At 71.8% G+C, this 18,921-nt stretch carries 16 protein-coding genes and 1 pseudogene; 15 read left to right on the top strand and 2 right to left on the bottom strand.

The genetic code is table 11. From position 1 onward, the window contains the following. Window positions 1-149: 149 nt before the first annotated feature. From IH48_RS0121990 to IH48_RS0121935, 12 genes and pseudogenes are all read left to right on the top strand, one after another. A pseudogene (locus IH48_RS0121990) lies at window positions 150-698 on the top strand (hypothetical protein); the annotation flags it as partial. 529 nt (window positions 699-1,227) lie between these two features. Continuing rightward, window positions 1,228-2,148 carry a pyridoxal 5'-phosphate synthase lyase subunit PdxS gene (gene pdxS, locus IH48_RS0121985; RefSeq protein ID WP_030907266.1) on the top strand — a complete coding sequence of 307 codons (921 nt, stop codon included), beginning with the start codon at window positions 1,228-1,230 and terminating at the stop codon, window positions 2,146-2,148. Next, a complete protein-coding gene (gene pdxT, locus IH48_RS0121980) occupies window positions 2,138-2,734 on the top strand; it encodes a pyridoxal 5'-phosphate synthase glutaminase subunit PdxT (protein WP_030907263.1) in 597 nt (198 codons plus the stop codon). Before pdxS ends, pdxT begins: the two co-directional genes overlap by 11 nt. 62 nt (window positions 2,735-2,796) lie before the next feature. After that, window positions 2,797-3,549 (top strand): YebC/PmpR family DNA-binding transcriptional regulator, encoded by a 753-nt coding sequence (locus IH48_RS0121975; RefSeq protein WP_030907259.1) that lies wholly within the window; start codon window positions 2,797-2,799, stop codon window positions 3,547-3,549. Between the two features lie 138 nt (window positions 3,550-3,687). Then, complete coding sequence (gene ruvC, locus IH48_RS0121970) at window positions 3,688-4,284, top strand: crossover junction endodeoxyribonuclease RuvC (protein WP_030907256.1); 597 nt, start codon at window positions 3,688-3,690, stop codon at window positions 4,282-4,284. Next, window positions 4,281-4,913: a Holliday junction branch migration protein RuvA gene (gene ruvA, locus IH48_RS0121965; RefSeq protein ID WP_030907254.1), complete on the top strand. Its 633-nt coding sequence runs from the start codon at window positions 4,281-4,283 to the stop codon at window positions 4,911-4,913. The genes ruvC and ruvA overlap by 4 nt, the downstream gene beginning before the upstream one ends. A 74-nt stretch (window positions 4,914-4,987) precedes the next feature. Next, entirely contained in the window at window positions 4,988-6,082 is a 1,095-nt protein-coding gene (gene ruvB, locus IH48_RS0121960; RefSeq protein ID WP_030907251.1) for a Holliday junction branch migration DNA helicase RuvB, read from the top strand. A gap of 163 nt (window positions 6,083-6,245) precedes the next feature. After that, window positions 6,246-6,824: a preprotein translocase subunit YajC gene (yajC, locus tag IH48_RS0121955; RefSeq protein WP_030907248.1), complete on the top strand. Its 579-nt coding sequence runs from the start codon at window positions 6,246-6,248 to the stop codon at window positions 6,822-6,824. A gap of 157 nt (window positions 6,825-6,981) precedes the next feature. Next, a complete protein-coding gene (gene secD, locus IH48_RS0121950; protein WP_030907245.1) occupies window positions 6,982-8,784 on the top strand; it encodes a protein translocase subunit SecD in 1,803 nt (600 codons plus the stop codon). Window position 8,785: 1 nt separating this feature from the next. Beyond that, window positions 8,786-9,892 carry a protein translocase subunit SecF gene (gene secF / locus IH48_RS0121945; RefSeq protein WP_030907243.1) on the top strand — a complete coding sequence of 369 codons (1,107 nt, stop codon included), beginning with the start codon at window positions 8,786-8,788 and terminating at the stop codon, window positions 9,890-9,892. After that, entirely contained in the window at window positions 9,889-10,434 is a 546-nt protein-coding gene (locus IH48_RS0121940; protein ID WP_030907240.1) for an adenine phosphoribosyltransferase, read from the top strand. The genes secF and IH48_RS0121940 overlap by 4 nt, the downstream gene beginning before the upstream one ends. A gap of 185 nt (window positions 10,435-10,619) precedes the next feature. Beyond that, on the top strand, window positions 10,620-13,136 hold the full coding sequence (locus IH48_RS0121935; RefSeq protein ID WP_030907237.1) for a RelA/SpoT family protein: 2,517 nt from the start codon (window positions 10,620-10,622) through the stop codon (window positions 13,134-13,136). Between the two features lie 619 nt (window positions 13,137-13,755). On the opposite strand, the gene IH48_RS0121930 is transcribed toward IH48_RS0121935, so the two are convergent. Together IH48_RS0121930 and IH48_RS0121925 are read right to left on the bottom strand one after the other, a co-directional pair. Continuing rightward, on the bottom strand, window positions 13,756-14,985 hold the full coding sequence (locus tag IH48_RS0121930; RefSeq protein WP_030907234.1) for a DUF349 domain-containing protein: 1,230 nt from the start codon (window positions 14,983-14,985) through the stop codon (window positions 13,756-13,758). Window positions 14,986-15,157: 172 nt separating this feature from the next. Continuing rightward, window positions 15,158-15,958 (bottom strand): peptidylprolyl isomerase, encoded by an 801-nt coding sequence (locus IH48_RS0121925; RefSeq protein ID WP_030907230.1) that lies wholly within the window; start codon window positions 15,956-15,958, stop codon window positions 15,158-15,160. Between the two features lie 179 nt (window positions 15,959-16,137). On the opposite strand from IH48_RS0121925, the gene IH48_RS0121920 reads away from it, so the two are divergent. The 3 genes from IH48_RS0121920 to IH48_RS0121910 all read left to right on the top strand — a co-directional run bounded on the left by IH48_RS0121920 (window position 16,138) and on the right by IH48_RS0121910 (window position 18,903). Beyond that, the gene (locus tag IH48_RS0121920; protein ID WP_030907227.1) at window positions 16,138-16,866 is read left to right on the top strand and encodes an MBL fold metallo-hydrolase; all 729 of its coding nucleotides are present in this window, start codon (window positions 16,138-16,140) and stop codon (window positions 16,864-16,866) included. Between the two features lie 14 nt (window positions 16,867-16,880). Next, window positions 16,881-18,143 carry a histidine--tRNA ligase gene (gene hisS, locus IH48_RS0121915; RefSeq protein ID WP_030907224.1) on the top strand — a complete coding sequence of 421 codons (1,263 nt, stop codon included), beginning with the start codon at window positions 16,881-16,883 and terminating at the stop codon, window positions 18,141-18,143. 124 nt (window positions 18,144-18,267) lie between these two features. Further along, on the top strand, window positions 18,268-18,903 hold the full coding sequence (locus tag IH48_RS0121910) for a vitamin K epoxide reductase family protein (RefSeq protein WP_030907221.1): 636 nt from the start codon (window positions 18,268-18,270) through the stop codon (window positions 18,901-18,903). The last annotated feature ends 18 nt before the right edge of the window (window positions 18,904-18,921 follow it).

Here is an 18,921-nt window from a genome sequence, read left to right as displayed (position 1 = left end):
GCGCGGGTATCGCGCTCGGGCGCTGGGAGCCCGCCCCGCTCGGCGAGCTTCCTGCGGTCACCACGGGCCTGGCCGCTGCCGGCCGCCGCGCGTTCTGCGGGCGCGGACGGGCCGGTGGGCGGCGGGGGCGCGGCCGGTAGCCTGCTGGCGTGATCGTGACCCTCGCCTGGATCGGCGTCGCCGTCGTCGTGCTCATCGCCTTCGGCCTGTACCTGAGTTGGACCGCCGGCCGGCTCGACCGGCTGCACGCCAGGATCGACGCCACCCGCGCCTCCCTCGACGCGACCCTGCTGCGCAGGGCCTCCGTCGCGCAGGAGGTCGCGACGTCCGGCGTGCTCGATCCCGCCGCGTCGATCGTGCTGTACGAGGCCGCCCACGCGGCCCGCCAGTCCGAGAAGGACCAGCGCGAGGTGGCCGAGAGCGAGCTCAGCCAGGCGCTGCGCGCGGTGTTCGGGGAGCCCGCGCAGGTCGAGGCCGTGCGCGAGGCGCCGGGCGGCGAGGAGGCGGCGGACGAACTCGCCGCCGCCGTACGCCGCGTGCCCATGGCCCGCAGGTTCTACAACGACGCGGTGCGCGCGGCGCGGGCCCTGCGCAGGCACCGCAAGGTGCGCTGGTTCCGGCTCGCGGGGCACGCGCCGCGGCCCCTCGCCTTCGAGATGGACGACGAGCCCCCGGCGGCCCTCCGTGTGCGGGCAACGGAGCACCCGGCCCGGTCGGGAATCTCTCCCGTGTGCGGGCAACGGAGCACCCGGCCCGGTCGGGAATCTCTCGTCGCTCTGCGGCCGAAGACCGGACGCGCGGCCTCGGGTTGTCGCCGGGGCGCCCCCGCGCCGAGGCTCGCTCACCTGGCCGGTGGGGCGGAACCGGGCCGCCGCGACCCGGGTGCGCCTGTGCCGGACGCGGGCAACGGAGCACACGGCCCGGTCGGGAACCTCTCGTCGCTCTGCGGCCGAAGATCGGACGCACGGCCTCGGGTTGTCGCCGGGGCTCGCTCACCTGGCCGGCGAGGCGGCCGGACCGCGCCGCACACGCCGGTCGCGCTCGTCGGCCGCGCGGCCTGAGGCATCCCGGCGGCGGGCAGGACCCTGCCGCGCCGGCGGGCGCGAGTGGCGCACATCGCACCACGAGGGGTCCACTGGCCACCCATTGGCTCTTGCCGCCCGCCCGCCACGCGGCGTTTCCTCGACCTCGTAGGTTTTGGTCCCCTTACACACCAGCGAGGCCCCCGTGTCCACTGCTCCGCAGGCCGCTTCTTCGACGACGAACCCCGAGACCGGTACCGCCCGCGTCAAGCGCGGCATGGCCGAGCAGCTCAAGGGCGGCGTGATCATGGACGTCGTCACGCCCGAGCAGGCGAAGATCGCGGAGGACGCGGGCGCCGTGGCCGTGATGGCCCTGGAGCGCGTGCCCGCCGACATCCGCAAGCACGGCGGCGTCGCCCGCATGTCCGACCCGGACATGATCGAGGGCATCATCGAGGCGGTCTCGATCCCCGTCATGGCCAAGTCCCGCATCGGCCACTTCGTCGAGGCGCAGGTCCTGCAGTCACTCGGCGTCGACTACATCGACGAGTCCGAGGTGCTCACCCCCGCCGACGAGGCCAACCACTCCGACAAGTGGGCGTTCACGACGCCCTTCGTCTGCGGCGCCACCAACCTCGGCGAGGCCCTGCGCCGCATCGGCGAGGGCGCGGCCATGATCCGCTCCAAGGGCGAGGCCGGCACCGGCAACGTCGTGGAGGCCGTGCGCCACCTCCGCCAGATCAAGGCCGAGATCGCGCGCCTGCGGGGTGCCGACAGCAACGAGCTGTACGCGGCCGCCAAGGAACTGCGCGCCCCCTACGAGATCGTGCGCGAGGTCGCCGAACTCGGCAAGCTGCCCGTGGTGCTGTTCTCCGCCGGCGGCGTCGCCACCCCCGCGGACGCGGCGCTGATGCGCCAGCTCGGCGCCGAGGGCGTCTTCGTCGGCTCCGGCATCTTCAAGTCCGGCGACCCGGCCAAGCGCGCGGCCGCCATCGTCAAGGCCACCACGTTCTACGACGACCCGAAGATCATCGCCGACGCGTCGCGCAACCTCGGCGAGGCCATGGTCGGCATCAACCTCGACGCGGCCCCCGACGCCGAGCGGTTCGAGAACCGTGGCTGGTAGCAGCCCCTCGGTCGGTGTGCTCGCGCTCCAGGGGGACGTGCGCGAGCACCTCGCCGTGCTCGCCGCGGCCGGCGTCGAGGCCGCGCCGGTGCGCCGCCCCGAGGAGCTGGCCGCCGTCGACGGCCTCGTCGTGCCCGGCGGCGAGTCCACCACCATGTCGAAGCTGGCGGCCCTCTTCGGGCTGCTGGAGCCGCTGCGCGCACGGGTCCGCGAGGGCATGCCCGTGTACGGGACGTGCGCCGGCATGATCCTGCTCGCCGAGAAGATCCTCGACCCGAGGTCGGGCCAGGAGACCGTCGGCGGCATCGACATGATCGTGCGCCGCAACGCCTTCGGGCGGCAGAACGAGTCCTTCGAGGCCGCCGTCGACGTCGAGGGCGTCGACGGCGGGCCCGTGGAGGGCGTCTTCATCCGCGCGCCCTGGGTCGAGTCCGTCGGGGCCGCGGTGAGCGTGCTCGCGGAGCACGGGGGGCACGTCGTCGCCGTGCGGCAGGGCAACGCCCTGGCCACGTCCTTCCACCCCGAACTGACCGGCGACCACCGGATGCACCGGCTCTTCGCCGACATGGTGCGATCCGCGGCGTGAGCGGATCCCGGTAGGATCACTGCCGAACAGAGCTGCATCGGTTACGTGAAGGAGACAGGCAGATGTCCGGCCACTCTAAATGGGCTACGACGAAGCACAAGAAGGCCGTGGTCGACGCCAAACGCGGCAAGCTCTTCGCGAAGCTGATCAAGAACATCGAGGTGGCGGCGCGCACCGGTGGCGCCGACATCGAGGGCAACCCGACCCTCTTCGACGCCGTGCAGAAGGCGAAGAAGCAGTCGGTGCCCAACAAGAACATCGACTCCGCGGTCAAGCGCGGCGCGGGACTCGAGGCCGGCGGCGCCGACTACGAGACGATCATGTACGAGGGCTACGGCCCCAACGGCGTTGCCGTGCTCATCGAGTGCCTCACCGACAACCGCAACCGCGCGGCGTCGGACGTGCGCGTCGCCATGACGCGCAACGGCGGCTCGATGGCGGACCCGGGTTCGGTGTCCTACCTGTTCCACCGCAAGGGCGTGGTGATCGTCCCCAAGGGCGAGTTGGGCGAGGACGACGTGCTGGGCGCGGTCCTCGACGCGGGCGCCGAGGAGGTCAACGACCTCGGCGAGTCCTTCGAGGTGCTGAGCGAGGCCACCGACCTGGTCGGCGTGCGCTCGGCGCTGCAGGACGCCGGCATCGACTACGACTCCGCGGACGCCAACTTCGTCCCGACCATGCAGGTCGAGCTGGACGAGGAGGGCGCGCGCAAGATCTTCCGGCTGATCGACGCGCTGGAGGACAGCGACGACGTGCAGAACGTCTTCGCCAACTTCGACGTGTCCGACGAGGTCATGGAGAAGGTCGACGCGTGATCGCGTGATCGCGCCCGTGCGCGAGCGACGTCAACCGGCGGGCCGACGGAGCGTGTCTCCGCCGGTCCGCCGCTTTGTCAGTGCCGGGCACTAAGGTTCCGATCAGCTGGAACAGTTGACCGAAGGGGGAGTGCCGCGATGCGTGTTCTGGGCGTCGACCCCGGCCTGACCAGGTGCGGCGTCGGCGTCGTCGAGGGGGTCGCGGGCCGTCCGCTGGCCATGCTCGGCGTCGGCGTGGTCCGCACGCCGGCCGACGGCGAGCTCGGGCAGCGGCTGGTCGCCGTCGAGCGCGGCATCGAGGCCTGGCTCGACGAGTACGAGCCCGAACGGGTCGCGGTGGAGCGGGTGTTCAGCCAGCACAACGTGCGCACGGTGATGGGCACGGCGCAGGCGAGCGCCGTGGCCGTGCTGTGCGCATCGCGCCGCGGCATTCCCGTGGCCCTGCACACCCCGAGCGAGGTCAAGGCCGCCGTCACCGGCAGCGGCCGCGCCGACAAGGCGCAGGTCGGCGCGATGGTGACCCGGCTGCTGCGGCTGGCGGCACCGCCGAAGCCGGCCGACGCGGCGGACGCGCTGGCCCTCGCCATCTGCCACATCTGGCGGGCCCCGGCCACCGACCGCCTCCAGCAGGCACAGGCCGCCGCGCGCGCCGCCCGCACCTCCGGCGCCCCCGGCGCCGCCCGCGCCCCGCGCCGTACGAGCGGTGGCACGTCCGTTCGGAAGGTCACCCCATGATCGCGTTCGTCACAGGCCGGATCGCCGCGCTCGCCCCCACGACGGCGGTCGTCGAGGTGGGCGGCGTCGGCATGGCCGTGCAGTGCACGCCGGCCACCCTCGCGGGGCTGCGCATGGGCCAGGAGGCGTCACTCGCCACGTCCCTCGTCGTGCGGGAGGACTCGCTCACGCTGTACGGCTTCGCCGACGACGACGAGCGGCAGGTCTTCGAGCTGCTCCAGACGGCCAGCGGGGTCGGGCCACGCCTCGCGCAGGCCATGCTCGCCGTCCACAGCCCCGACGCGCTGCGCACCGCCGTCGCCACGGGCGACGAGAAGGCGCTGACGGCCGTGCCGGGCATCGGCAAGAAGGGCGCCCAGAAGCTGCTGCTCGAACTGAAGGACCGGCTCGGCGCCCCGCTGGGCACGGGCACCGGCACGGCCGCGCGCCCCGCCACCGCGAGCGGCCCCGCGCCCTGGAGCGAGCAGCTGATGTCGGCCCTGATCGGGCTCGGCTACCAGAGCGGCCAGGCGGAGGAAGCCGTCGCGCAGGTCGCCCCGCAGGCCGAGGCCGCGCTGGCGGACGGCGCCCAGCCACCGGTGCCGCAGCTGCTGAGGGCCGCGCTGCAGAGCCTGAACCGCACGCGCTGACCGCACGCGGCGGCCGGGCGCGCGCCCGGCCGTGCACCCACCGAGCACCACCGAGTACCACCGAAAGGCACGCAGTGAACTGGGACGTCCCCCCGGACGACACGGGCGCCACGGACAGCGGGGCCGACGCCGCCGACCGGCTCGTCGGCGCGTCCGCAGACGGGGAGGACCAGGCCGTCGAGGCGGCGCTGCGCCCCAAATCGCTGTTCGAGTTCGTCGGCCAGGAGCGCGTGCGCGAACAGCTCGACCTCGTGCTCAAGGCCGCGCTCGCCCGCGGCGCCACCTCCGACCACGTGCTGCTCTCCGGCGCCCCCGGCCTCGGCAAGACCACCCTCGCCATGATCATCGCGGCCGAGATGGGCGCCCCGATCCGCATCACCTCGGGCCCCGCGATCCAGCACGCGGGCGACCTGGCCGCGATCCTCTCCTCGCTCCAGGAGGGCGAGGTGCTCTTCCTCGACGAGATCCACCGGATGTCGCGGCCCGCCGAGGAGATGCTGTACATGGCGATGGAGGACTTCCGCGTCGACGTGATCGTCGGCAAGGGCCCCGGCGCCACGGCCATCCCGCTCGAACTGCCGCCGTTCACGCTGGTCGGCGCCACGACCAGGGCGGGCCTCCTGCCCCCGCCGCTGCGGGACCGCTTCGGCTTCACCGGCCACATGGAGTTCTACGAGAGCGGCGAGCTGGAGCGCGTCCTGCACCGCTCCGCACAACTGCTCGACGTGGAGATCGACACGGCGGGCGCGGCGGAGATCGCGGGACGCTCCCGCGGCACGCCCCGCATCGCCAACAGGCTGCTGCGCCGCGTACGCGACTACGCGCAGGTCAAGGGTGACGGCCGGATCACCCGAACGGTTTCCGAGGCGGCACTCGGCGTGTACGAGGTGGACGCGCGCGGGCTCGACCGGCTGGACCGCGCCGTGCTGGGAGCCCTGCTCAAGCTGTTCGGCGGCGGGCCCGTGGGCCTGTCCACGCTGGCGGTCGCGGTGGGGGAGGAGCGGGAGACGGTCGAGGAGGTCGCCGAGCCCTTCCTCGTACGGGAGGGCCTGCTCGCGCGCACGCCGCGCGGCCGCGTCGCGACGCCGGCGGCATGGGCCCATCTGGGTCTTGCCGCGCCGCGTCAGGCGCCGGGAGCAACCGGACAACAGGGCCTGTTCGGGGCCTGAGGACCCGCTCACTCGCCTCGAATGGAACCCGAGTGCCATGCTGGGCGTTGTTCCAACGATGCGGACTCGCCTAGACTCCGCCGATGCCACCCTTCCGGGCGGCGTGCCCACCCCCGAATACGAGGCCGTTTCGACAGCGGTCGTGCGAAGGACGTTCCCTCCCGTGAGTATCCTGACCCTTCTCCCCTTCATCGTGCTCATCGGGGCCATGTTCCTGATGACCCGCTCCGCCAAGAAGAAGCAGGCGGCCGCGGCCTCGATGCGCAACGAGGTGCAGGCCGGTGTCGGCGTGCGCACCATCGGCGGCATGTTCGCGACCGTCAAGGAGGTCCACGACGAGATGATCCTCCTCGAGGTCGCTCCCGGCGTGCACGCCGTCTACGCGAAGAACGCCATCGGCGCCGTCCTCGACGACGAGGAGTACAACCGGATCGTCCACGGCGAGGAGCCGAGCACCGGCGACCTGGGCCTCGACGCCCCGATCGTCCCGGACGACGCCTCCTCCCTGACCGAGGGCGACGCCTCCGGTATCGACCTGGGCAAGAAGCCCGGCGCCGACCTGACGAAGTCCACGGGGGGCGACACCGAGGCCGGCGCGGCGAAGGCGGAGGGCGCGGACGGCAAGGGCGCGGGCGACGAGGCCGCCGAGCCGGCCGAGGACGAGAAGCCGAAGGACGCCGCCGCTGCCAAGGACGCGGCCGCAACGGACGGCAAGCGCGACGGCGAGGCCGGCGCCAAGTAGTCACCTACGCGACCGCGGGCCGCCGCACGGCGGCCGCCGGCGGTGTGCGGACTGTAACGAAATTGGCGGGGCAGCGACCCCACAACACTTCGTGGCCGCTCAGGGCACCGGCGCTCACCACCGGACGCCAAGCGGTTGGACAGGGAGAATCGAGAAGGTGGCAGCACCCAAGAAGGGTCGAAGGTCTGCGGGGTCGCCGGGCAGGCCGGGCCGCACCCTTTCATTGTTCCTGATCGTCGTGGCCGCGATGGTGGGCGGCATGTTCTGGTCGGGAGACACGCACCCGAGGCTCGGCATCGACCTCGCGGGCGGAACGACGATCACGCTGAAGGCGCAGAACACGCCGGGCAAGCCCAACGCGATCAACAAGACCAACATGAACACCGCGGTCGACATCATGAACCGCCGTGTCAACGGTCTCGGCGTGTCCGAGGCCGAGGTCCAGACGCAGGGCAAAGACAACATCATCGTCAACATCCCGAAGGGCACGAACGAGGCCCAGGCGCGGCAGCAGGTGGGCCAGACGGCCCAGCTGTACTTCCGGCCGGTGGAGACCGTCGCGGCGGGCGCACCGACGCCGCAGCCGTCCTCCAGCGGCTCTCCGAAGGCCACGTCGAGCGGGAAGCCCGGCGCGAAGGCGAGCGGCTCGCCGACCGCCTCCTCGAAGGACTCGGGCGGCTCCAAGGCCACCGGCAAGTCCTCCGGATCGCCCTCGGCCACCGCGAGCTCGTCAACTCAGGGCCGCGCGGTCACCAGCGCCCTGAAGAAGGCGCCCTCGCCCAAGCCCTCGGACAGCTCCGGCGCCAAGACCTCGCCGTCCCCGTCGGCCTCGGCGAGCCAGTCCACCGCCGCCCTGCAGAAGAAGTTCCAGGCCCTCGACTGCACCAGCAAGGCGCAGCGCAGCAAGGCCAACGCGGGCGCGGGCCCCAAGGACCCGATCGTGGCCTGCGGCCAGGACTCGAACAAGCAGTGGGAGAAGTACGTCCTCGGCCCGGCGGCGCTCGCAGGCACCGACGTCAAGAAGTCGCAGGGCGTCTTCGACCAGCAGAACGCCCAGTGGATCGTCACGCTCGACTTCACCGGCGCGGGCAGCAAGAAGTTCTCGAAGATCACCAGCCAGCTGTCCAAGCAGCAGTCGCCGATGAACCAGTTCGCCATCGTCCTCGACGGCAACGTCGAGTCGGCGCCCTCGGTGAGCCAGACCCTGAGCGGCAGCGCCCAGATCTCCGGCAGCTTCAACCAGCAGTCGGCCAAGGACCTCGCCAACGTCCTGTCGTACGGCGCGCTCCCGCTGACCTTCCACGAGGAGACGGTCACCACCGTCACCGCCGCGCTCGGCAGTGAGCAGCTCAAGGCGGGCCTGATCGCCGGCGCCGTCGGCTTCGCGCTCGTGCTGATCTACCTGATCGCCTACTACCGCGGCCTCTCCGCGATCGCGGTGCTCAGCCTCGTGGTCTCCGCGATCCTGACGTACACGATTATGTCGCTCCTCGGCCCGGGCATCGGCTTCGCGCTGAACCTGCCGGCCGTCTGCGGCGCCATCGTGGCCATCGGCATCACAGCCGACTCGTTCATCGTCTACTTCGAACGCATCAGGGACGAGATCAGGGAGGGGCGCAGCCTGCGGCCCGCCGTCGAGCGCGCCTGGCCGCGCGCCCGGCGCACGGTGCTCGTGTCCGACTTCGTCTCCTTCCTCGCCGCCGCCGTGCTCTTCATCGTCACGGTCGGCAAGGTCCAGGGCTTCGCGTTCACGCTCGGCCTCACCACCATCCTCGACGTGGTCGTGGTGTTCCTGTTCACCAAGCCCGTGATGACGCTGCTCGCGCGCAGGCCGTTCTTCCTCAACGGCCACCCGTGGTCGGGGCTCGACCCGAAGCGGCTCGGGGCCAAGCCGCCCCTGCGCCGCTCCCGCCGTACCGGCGGGTCCGCCACGTCGTCCGACCACCCGAAGGAGGCATGAGATGTCGCGGATCGGTGCCTTCACCGCTCGTCTCTACCGCGGCGAGGTCGGCTACGACTTCGTGGGCAAGCGCAAGATCTGGTACAGCATCTCGGTGCTCATCGCGATCACGGCCATCGTCGGGCTCGCGGTGCGCGGCATCAACGAGTCGATCGACTTCAAGGGCGGCGCGGTCTTCACCACCCCGAAGACGAGCGTGTCGGTGGAGGACGCGGTGACCGACGCGCAGAACGCGTCGGGCAAGACGGCCATCGTGCAGAAGCTCGGCAACGGGACCCTGCGCATCCAGATCGCCGAGATCACCACCAAGCAGTCGGACCCGATCAAGGCGGAACTCGCCAAGGACCTGAAGGTCGACCAGAACCAGATCACCGCCGACCTGGTCGGCCCGAGCTGGGGTTCCACGATCGCCAACAAGGCGTGGACGGGCCTGATCGTCTTCCTCATCCTCGTCGTGATCTATCTGGCGATCGCGTTCGAGTGGAGAATGGCGCTCGCCGCCTTCATCGCCCTGATGCACGACATCGTCATCACCGTCGGCGTGTACGCGCTGGTGGGCTTCCAGGTGTCGCCCGGCACGGTCATCGGCCTGCTGACGATCCTCGGTTACTCGCTCTACGACACGGTCGTCGTCTTCGACAGCCTGAAGGAGCAGTCGAAGGGCATCACCAAGCAGACCAGGAACACGTACTCCGAGGTCGCCAACAATTCGATCAACAGCACACTGGTCCGGTCGATCAACACGACCGCCGTGGCGCTGCTGCCCGTCGCCGGCCTGCTGTTCATCGGTGGCGGCTTCCTGGGCGCGGGCGACCTGAACGACATCGCCCTCTCCCTCTTCGTGGGCCTCGCCGCCGGTGCCTACTCGTCGATCTTCATCGCGACGCCGCTGGTCGCCGAGTTCAAGGAGCGCGAGCCGCAGATGAAGGCGCTGCGCAAGCGCGTGCTCGCCAAGCGCGCCAAGGGCGAGGCCGCTGCCGATGAAGGCAGCCCCGGGGCCTCCGGCGGCTCCGGAGGACCGGCCGGGGCCGGCTCCACCGCGGCCCCCGCGGTGGCGGGACCGAGGAAGGGGCCGCGCGGCGGCCGCTCGTCGGGGAGGCGCAGGTGACACCGGAGGAGACCAGGCAGCTGCTGCTCAGCCGCATCAGGGACGTCGCCGACTACCCGAAGCCCGGGGTGATGTTCAAGGACATCACTCCGCTGCTCGCCGACCCCGGCGCGTTCCGGGCCCTGACGACGGCACTCGCCGACGACTGCCGCAGGATGGGCGCGACGAAGATCGTGGGCCTTGAGGCCCGCGGCTTCATCCTCGCCGCGCCCGTCGCGATCACCGCGGGCATCGGCTTCATCCCCGTACGCAAGGCGGGCAAGCTGCCGGGCGCGACGCTGTCCCAGTCGTACCAGCTCGAGTACGGCACTGCCGAGGTCGAGGTGCACGCCGAGGACCTGGCGGCGGGCGACCGGGTCGCCGTCATCGACGACGTGCTGGCCACGGGCGGCACGGCGCTGGCCGCCGTCGAGCTGATCCGGCGGGCCGGGGCCGAGGTCGCGGGGGTGTCCGTGCTCATGGAGCTCGGTTTCCTCGACGGCAGGGCCCGGCTGGAGAAGACGCTGCACGGCGCGCCGCTCGGGGCCCTGCTCACGGTCTGATCCGTCCCAGGCGCGCGCGTCGACGGGCACCCGGGAACGACCGGGTGCCCGTCCGCCGTCAGTGCCCTTCCGCACGGCTCGGCAGCCCGGGCAGGTTCCGTTCGCGGAGCGGGCGAAATGGCCGGATGGCTACCATGGACCTTTCCGGGGCAGGACGAGTGGCCCCGACCGCACGAGGAGCGCTCTTGCCAGACGAGGCCAAGCCACTGGCCGCCACGCCCGAGCCGCACGCCGACCGGGCCCAGGCGGAGCCCGAGACGGAGCAGCGGGCACGGGCGGGCGACGCCGGGCCGGCCGCCGGCGCCGACGCGCACCCGGCCGCCGAGCCCGCCCCTCTCGCGCGCCCGAACCACACGCCCCCCACGGGACCCAAGCAGACCCCGGCCGCCCCGCCGCGGTCCGGCTCGTCCAACCGGGTACGGGCCCGGCTCGCACGCCTGGGCGTGCAGCGGTCGTCCCCGTACAACCCCGTCCTTGAGCCGCTGCTGCGGACCGTCCGCGGCAACGACCCCAAGATCGAGACGGCCACGCTGCGGCAGATCGAGCACGCGTACCAGGTGGCCGAGCGCTGGCACCGCGGCCAGAAGCGCAAGAGCGGCGACCCGTACATCACCCACCCGCTCGCGGTGACGACCATCCTCGCCGAGCTGGGCATGGATCCGGCCACCCTGATGGCGGGACTGCTGCACGACACCGTCGAGGACACGGAGTACGGCCTCGACACGCTCCGCAAGGACTTCGGCGACCAGGTCGCCGCGCTCGTGGACGGCGTCACCAAGCTGGACAAGGTCAAGTTCGGCGAGGCCGCGCAGGCCGAGACCGTACGCAAGATGGTCGTCGCCATGGCGCGCGACCCGCGCGTGCTCGTGATCAAGCTCGCCGACCGCCTGCACAACATGCGCACCATGCGCTTCCTGGGCCGCGACAAGCAGGAGAAGAAGGCCCGCGAGACGCTGGAGATCTACGCCCCGCTGGCCCACCGGCTCGGCATGAACACCATCAAGTGGGAGCTGGAGGACCTCGCCTTCGCGATCCTCTACCCGAAGATGTACGACGAGATCGTCCGGCTCGTCGCCGAGCGCGCCCCCAAGCGCGACGAGTACCTCGCCATAGTCACCGACGAGGTCCAGGCCGACCTGCGGGCCGCCCGCATCAAGGCCACGGTCACCGGCCGGCCGAAGCACTACTACAGCGTGTACCAGAAGATGATCGTCCGCGGCCGCGACTTCGCGGAGATCTACGACCTGGTCGGCATCCGCGTGCTCGTCGACACCGTCCGCGACTGCTACGCGGCGCTCGGCACCGTCCACGCCCGGTGGAACCCGGTGCCCGGGCGGTTCAAGGACTATGTCGCGATGCCCAAGTTCAACATGTACCAGTCGCTGCACACGACGGTCATCGGGCCGAGCGGCAAGCCCGTCGAGCTGCAGATCCGCACGTTCGACATGCACCGCCGCGCCGAGTACGGCATCGCCGCGCACTGGAAGTACAAGCAGGACGCGGTCGCCGGCGCCTCCAAGGTCCGCACCGACGTGCCCAAGAGCGGGGGCAAGGGCGGCGGCCAGGACACCGTCAACGACATGGCGTGGCTGCGCCAGCTGCTCGACTGGCAGAAGGAGACGGAGGACCCCAGCGAGTTCCTGGAGTCCCTGCGGTTCGACCTGTCGCGCAACGAGGTGTTCGTCTTCACCCCGAAGGGCGACGTGATAGCGCTGCCCGCCGGCGCGACACCCGTCGACTTCGCCTACGCGGTGCACACCGAGGTCGGCCACCGCACCATCGGCGCGCGCGTCAACGGGCGGCTCGTGCCGCTGGAGTCGACGCTCGACAACGGCGACCTGGTGGAGGTCTTCACCTCGAAGGCGTCCGGCGCGGGCCCCTCCCGTGACTGGCTGGGCTTCGTCAAGTCGCCGAGGGCCCGCAACAAGATCCGCGGCTGGTTCTCCAAGGAGCGCCGTGAGGAGGCCATCGAGCAGGGCAAGGACGCCATCGCGCGGGCCATGCGCAAGCAGAACCTGCCGATCCAGCGGATCCTGACCGGCGACTCCCTGGTGACGCTGGCGCACGAGATGCGCTACTCGGACATCTCGTCGCTGTACGCGGCGATCGGCGAGGGGCATGTCGCCGCGCAGGGCGTCGTGCAGAAGCTCGTGCAGGCCCTCGGCGGCGAGGAGGCGGCCACCGAGGACATCGAGGAGGCCGCGCCGCCCGCGCGCAGCCGGGCCAAGCGCAGGTCCAACGCGGACCCCGGGGTGGTCGTCAAGGGCGTGGACGACGTGTGGGTCAAGCTGGCGCGGTGCTGTACGCCCGTGCCAGGCGACCCGATCATCGGGTTCGTCACGCGCGGCAGCGGGGTGTCCGTGCACCGGGCGGACTGCGTCAACGTCGACTCGCTGTCGCAGCAGCCGGAGCGGATCCTCGACGTCGAGTGGGCGCCGACCCAGTCGTCGGTGTTCCTCGTGGCGATCCAGGTGGAGGCGCTGGACCGCTCCCGCCTGCTGTCGGACGTCACCCGCGTGCTGTCGGACCAGCACGTGAACATCCTCTCGGCGGCGGTCCAGACGTCCCGCGACCGCGTCGCCACGTCGCGCTTCACGTTCGAGATGGGCGACCCGAAGCACCTGGGCCACGTCCTGAAGGCCGTACGCGGCGTGGAGGGCGTGTACGACGTCTACCGCGTCACCTCGGCCCGCAGACCCTGACGGGGCCCGCGCGGGCCGGCACGGGGCCCGTCAGCGAGCCGCGCGGGTCTGCCGCCGGACCCGGGCGCGGCTCTCCGCGGGCCGCTTCGCGTGACGCGAGGCGCGCTGCCGTCCGTCCAGGCGAGTAGCCGCTTTCGCCGGGACCGTCGCGCCGGGCGCGGAATGGGCCCGTGCAGGCTGTGCGGACCCGGCGCCAGGCCTGGGTGCGGCCCTCTGCGGGCCGCCGGCGAAGGAACGGCTTCCCGGCGAGGGGCGGGGCAGCGGGCATCTGCGGGCGGGCCTGCCCCCTGCGGTGGCCTCCGGCTCAGCCCTCTGTGGGCAGGGAGAGCCCGGCGCCAGGCCTGGGTGCGGCTCTTCGGGGTCGCTGGACGTGGGCGTCCCACCGCGGGCCCGCCGGCCCGCGGTGGGCGCGACGGCGGTCCAGCGGTCCGTGCGGGTGGTCGCCGGGCCCGGGGCGCGGCTCTCCGCGGGCACCGCAAGCCTGGACAGCGCTGCGGGCCGTCCCGCCCGGCCCGTGCCCGCCGGCCGCAGGCCTCAGTGGCGGGCCGCCGGGCGCACACCGTGGGGCGTGACACGTGTGAGGGGGCCGGCGGTGACCGCGGGCCCCCTCACACTGCCGTCAGCCTCCGAACTCCTGGAGGCCCTTCTGGGCCTGGTCAAGCAGTGCCTGACGGCCATCGAGCTCCTGCGTGAGCTTGTCGGCCCTGGCGTTGTTGCCCGCCGCGCGGGCCGCGTCGATCTGGCCGCGCAGCTTGTCGACGGCCGCCTGGAGCTGGCCCGTGAGCCCCTCGGCGCGGGCGCGCGCCTCGGGGTTCGTGCGCCGCCACTCGGTCTCCTCGGACTCCTGAAGCGCACGTTCGACGGCCTGCATGCGGCCCTCGACCTTCGGGCGCGCGTCGCGCGGCACGTGGCCGATGGCCTCCCAGCGCTCGTTGATCCCGCGGAACGCGGCCCGCGCGGACTTCAGGTCACGCACCGGGACGAGGCGCTCGGCCTCGGCCGCCAGCTCCTCCTTGAGCTTGAGGTTGTCCGCCTGCTCCGCGTCGCGCTCGGCGAACACCTCGCCGCGCGCGCCGAAGAAGACGTCCTGGGCGCCGCGGAAGCGGTTCCACAGGTCGTCCTCCGCGTCACGCTGCGCACGGCCCGCCGCCTTCCAGGCCGTCATCAGCTCGCGGTAGCGCGCCGACGTCGCGCCCCAGTCCCTGGACCCCGACAGCGACTCGGCCTCCGCGACCAGCCGCTCCTTGGCCTTGCGCGCCTCCTCGCGCTGCGCGTCGAGAGACGCGAAGTGCGCCTTGCGGCGCTTGGAGAACGCGGAGCGGGCGTGCGAGAAGCGGTGCCACAGCTCGTCGTCCGACTTGCGGTCGAGCCGCGGCAGGCCCTTCCACGTGTCCACGAGCGCCCGCAGCCGCTCGCCCGCCGCGCGCCACTGCTCGCTCTGCGCCAGCTCCTCCGCCTCGGTGACGAGGGCCTCCTTGGCGCCCCGCGCCTCGTCGCTCTGGCGGGCGCGGTGCGCCTTGCGCTCCTCGCGCCGCGCGTCGACCGTCGCGACGAGCGCGTCGAGACGCTTCCTGAGGGCGTCGAGGTCGCCCACCGCATGGTGCTCGTCGACCTGTCCGCGCAGGTGCTCGATTGCGGTCGTCGCGTCCTTCGCGGACAGGTCGGTGGTCTTCACCCGGCGCTCAAGGAGGCCGATCTCGACGACCAGGCCCTCGTACTTGCGCTCGAAGTAGGCCAGGGCCTCGTCGGGCGATCCCGCCTGCCAGGATCCGACCACCACCTCGCCATCGGCCGTACGCACGTACACGGTGCCGCTCTCGTCGACACGGCCCCACGGGTCGCTGCTCACAGCGCCTCCTCCAGCTGACACCTGAGGGGGTTCGCGCCCCCCGGCATCGTCCACGGTTCCTGGGGCGGGCAGCGCCCGCCCTTCACCACGCCAACATAGGCGAATCGCCGCCCGGCTGTCCGCACTCAGCACGGCCGAAATTCAGTGGCCGATACAGCGGACCACCGGCGGATCACTGCTTGTCGACGGTGGCCTTCTGCACGGTGACCGCGTCCTTCGGGGCGCCGTCCGTGACCGGCTGCTTCTTGGTGCTCCCCTCGACGCCGTCCTTCGCGACGTTCTTCACGAGCTTCAGGCCCGCGCTGTCCATCGTGCCGAACGGCGTGTACGAGGGCTTCAGCTTTGAGTCCTTGTACACGAGGAAGAACTGGCTGCCCCCGGTGTGCGGCTGGCCGGTGTTGGCCATCGCGACCGTGCCCGCCTTGTACGTGACCGAGCCGTCGGCGGCCGCCTTGCCGAGCGAGGACAGGTTCTCGTCCGGGATCGTGTACCCGGGCCCGCCCGTCCCGTCGCCCTTGGGGTCGCCGCACTGGAGCACGTAGATGCCCTGTGTGGTCAGCCGGTGGCACTTGGTGTTGTCGAAGAAGCCCTTGTCCGCGAGGTACTTGAACGAGTTGACGGTGTGCGGCGTCTTCGCCGCATTCATGTCGATCGACACGTCGCCCCTGTTGGTCTTGAGCTTCATCGTGTACGGGGCCGTCTTGTCGATCGTCATCTTCGGCTCGGACGGCGCCGAGGCCGACGGGCTCGGGACGGAGGACGGGGACGCAGCGGCGTCCGCCTTGCCGTCGCTCGACCCGCCCATCACGGCGAAGGCCGTGCTGCCGCCGCCGATCACCACCACCGCCGCCACGGTCGAGGCGATCACGGTGTTGCGGCGCTTGGAGCGCTTGCGCGCCTCGGAGCGGCGCCGCTGCTGCCGCTCGAACTTCTCCCTGGCAAGCTGCCGCCGGCGCTGGTCGTTGTTGGCCACCGGGTCTTCTCCTCGTTTCTCGGAGGTTCTCGGGTCTCGTGTCCGCACGTCTCGTGTCCGTCCGGCAGGACTGACCCCGTACGCTATATGGGTTCGCTGTGGGAATCGCGATCCCGGTACGCTCTGTGCACTGCCTGTGATCTGCCGCGACGCCTGCCCGACCGACATGAAGGACGATCGTGCTCATTGCCGGGTTCCCCGCCGGGGCCTGGGGGACCAACTGCTACCTGGTCGCCCCCGCCGCCGGCGAGGAGTGCGTGATCATCGACCCTGGCCACCAGGCCGCCGAGGGCGTGGCCGAGACGGTCGCCAAGCACCGGCTCAAGCCCGTCGCGGTGATCCTCACCCACGGCCACATCGACCACGTCGCCTCCGTCGTGCCGGTGTGCGGCGCGCACGGCGTGCCTGCCTGGATCCACCCCGCGGACCGCGCCATGATGAGCGACCCCGAGAAGGGCATCGGCCGCTCCATCGGCGCGCAGCTCATGGGCGAGCTGACCGTCGGCGAGCCCGACGACGTGAGGGTGCTGTCCGACGGCGCCGCGCTGTCCCTGGCGGGCCTCGACCTGGCCGTCGCCCACGCCCCCGGCCATACCAAGGGGTCGGTGACCTTCAGGCTGCCCGAGGCCCCTGCGGGCGACATCCCGCCGCTCCTCTTCTCGGGCGACCTGCTGTTCGCCGGCTCCGTAGGACGCACGGACCTGCCGGGCGGGGACACCGCCGAGTTGATGGAGTCGCTCGGACGTGTGTGCCTGCCGCTCGACGACTCGACCGTGGTGCTCTCCGGCCACGGCCCCCAGACGACCATCGGCCAGGAGCGCGCCACCAACCCCTACCTGCGCGAGGCTGCAGCCTCGCGCACGGGCGGCGGAACCGGTACGGGCGGCGCACCGCGACGAGGAATGTGAACGCAGCGATCACCATGAGCACCTTCCAGGCCCCCAAGGGCACCTACGACCTCCTCCCGCCCGCCTCCGCGACCTACCTCGCGGTGCGCGAGGCCCTCGCCGCGCCGCTGAAGCGGTCCGGGTACGGCTACGTGGAGACGCCGGGCTTCGAGAACGTCGAACTGTTCGCGCGCGGTGTCGGCGAGTCCACCGACATCGTCACGAAGGAGATGTACGCCTTCGAGACCAAGGGCGGCGACCGGCTCGCGCTGCGCCCCGAGGGCACCGCGTCCGTGCTGCGCGCCACGCTGGAGGCCAACCTCCACAAGGCCGGCAACCTCCCCGTCAAGCTCTGGTACTCCGGCTCGTACTACCGCTACGAGCGCCCGCAGAAGGGCAGGTACCGCCACTTCTCCCAGGTCGGCGCCGAGGCGATCGGCGCCGAGGACCCCACGCTCGACGCCGAGCTGATCGTCCTCGCCGACCAGGCGTACCGCTCGCTCGGCCTGCGCGGTTTCCGCATCCTGCTCAACTCGCTCGGCGACCGCGAGTGCAGGCCCGCGTACCGCGAGGCGCTCCAGGAGTTCCTGCGCGGCCTCGACCTTGACGACGAGACCCGCCGCCGCATCGAGATCAACCCGCTGCGGGTGCTCGACGACAAGCGGCGGGACGTCCAGCGGCAGCTGGAGGGCGCGCCACTGCTGCGCGACCACCTCTGCGACGCGTGCCGCGCGTACCACGACGAGGTGCGCGCGCTGCTGACCGCGCAGGGCGTCGCCTTCGAGGACGACCCGCGCCTCGTGCGCGGCCTCGACTACTACACGCGCACGACCTTCGAGTTCGTGCACGACGGGCTCGGTTCGCAGTCCGCCGTCGGCGGCGGCGGGCGCTACGACGGGCTGTCCGAGATGATCGGCGGCCCCGCGCTGCCCTCCGTGGGCTGGGCGCTCGGCGTCGACCGCACGGTGCTCGCGCTGCAGGCCGAGGGCGTCACTCTCGAACTGCCCCCGGTCACCAGCGTGTTCGCCGTACCGCTCGGGGACGAGGCGCGCCGGGTGCTGTTCGCGGCGGTCACCGGACTGCGCAGGGCCGGCATCGCGGCGGACCTCAGCTACGGCGGCAAGGGGATCAAGGGCGCGATGCGCAGCGCCGACCGGTCGGGCGCGCGGTACACGCTCGTCGCCGGCGAGCGCGACCTCGAAGCGGGCGTCGCGCAGCTGAAGGACATGGAGTCCGGTGAGCAGGAGGCGGTAGCGCTCGACAAGATCGTCGACCGGCTGCGCACCCTGCTCGGCTGAGCAGGAGAAGTGGGGGCGATGGCTCACAGCCGGTGCTTATCCCGTTCGAACGGTGCGGGACAACTCTCGTGCGGCACAATGGCCCTGCTCCTACGCCCCCACTTCTAGCGACCGGACAGGGACAATGACGACCACGCTGGACAGCGCCTCCTCCACGGGGGAGACGAAACGGCTCGGCGGCGCGCCGATCGCCGGCAGCCGCGCCTTCGGAGTGCTCCTCGCGCTCACCGGGGCGGCGGGCCTGCTCGCCGCCTGGGTGATCACGCTGGACGAGTTCAAGCTGCTGCAGAACCCGCACTTCGTCCCCAGCTGCAGCCTCAACCCGGTCGTGTCCTGCGGCAGCGTGATGCAGAGCGACCAGGCCCACGTGTTCGGGTTCTCCAACCCGATGCTGGGCCTCGCCACTTACCCGGTCGTCATCGGCATCGGCCTCGCGATCCTCGCGGGCGCCAAGCACCAGCGCTGGTACTGGCTCGGGCTGCAGGCGGGCACGCTCTTCGGCGTCGGGTTCATCACCTGGCTCCAGTTCGAGTCGCTGTACCGGATCCACGCGCTGTGCCTGTGGTGCTGCCTCGCCTGGGTCACCACCGTGATCATGTTCTGGTACACGGTGTCGCACAACGTGCGGCACGGCGTGATCCCCGCGCCGCGCTGGATGCGCTCCTTCTTCACCGACTTCACGTGGATCCTGCCCACGCTGCACCTCGCCATCATCGGCCTGCTGATCCTGACGAACTGGTGGAGCTTCTGGACGAGCTGAGCACTGCCTTAGGCTTTC

Origin of the sequence: Streptomyces sp. NRRL F-5126, assembly GCF_000721265.1 — a bacterium.
Lineage (GTDB): Bacteria > Actinomycetota > Actinomycetes > Streptomycetales > Streptomycetaceae > Streptomyces.
This window is presented reverse-complemented; position numbering and strand designations above follow the sequence as displayed.